The following is a 549-nucleotide window of genomic DNA, read 5'->3' on the forward strand; positions in this document are numbered from 1 at the left end:
CTACAACAACGACCCGCCCATCGCGTCCCAGCACTATGCGTTCTTGATTGGAGACGACGACTTCGATGCGGCCTTCGCTCGCCTGCAGGCGATCAAGCAGCCGTGGTGGGCCGACCCCGGTAAGCAGCGGCCCAACGAGATCAACGATTACGCCGGTGGCCGGCGGGTGTATTTCGATGACCCGGACGGGCATCTGCTGGAGATTTTTACTCGGGAAGCGGTATCGGATCAGAACGCCAGTTTATAGCCGATCAGCACCAGCATCGTGGCCAGGCACGGACGCAGCAGTTCGTCGGAGATGCGCCCGGTCAAATGGCTGCCCAGGTAAATCCCTGGCAGCGAACCGACCAGCAAGAAGCCCAGGACGTGCCAATCCATATTGCCCATGCTCGCGTGGCCCAGGCCGGCGACCAGGGTCAGGGGCACCGCGTGGGCGATTTCGGTGCCGACCAGGCGACGAGTGGGCAGCAGCGGATACAGAATGAACAGCGCAACGGTGCCCAGGGCGCCAGCGCCGATGGAGGTCAGGGCCACCATGGTGCCTAGCAC

General features: G+C 63.4%; 2 protein-coding genes. One reads left to right on the forward strand and one right to left on the reverse strand.

The annotated features are described in order from the left end of the window. The coding region (locus tag AC1DLB_RS31725; RefSeq protein WP_477786496.1) for a VOC family protein at positions 1–247 on the forward strand (247 nt) is incomplete at its 5' end. Here the strand turns inward: AC1DLB_RS31725 and AC1DLB_RS31730 are convergent. Then, a partial coding sequence (locus AC1DLB_RS31730) for a sulfite exporter TauE/SafE family protein (RefSeq protein ID WP_477786497.1) occupies positions 229–549 on the reverse strand: 321 nt, incomplete at its 5' end. The two genes, AC1DLB_RS31725 and AC1DLB_RS31730, sit on opposite strands and share 19 nt — an antisense overlap.

This window comes from Pseudomonas sp. 05N434, assembly GCF_056396965.1.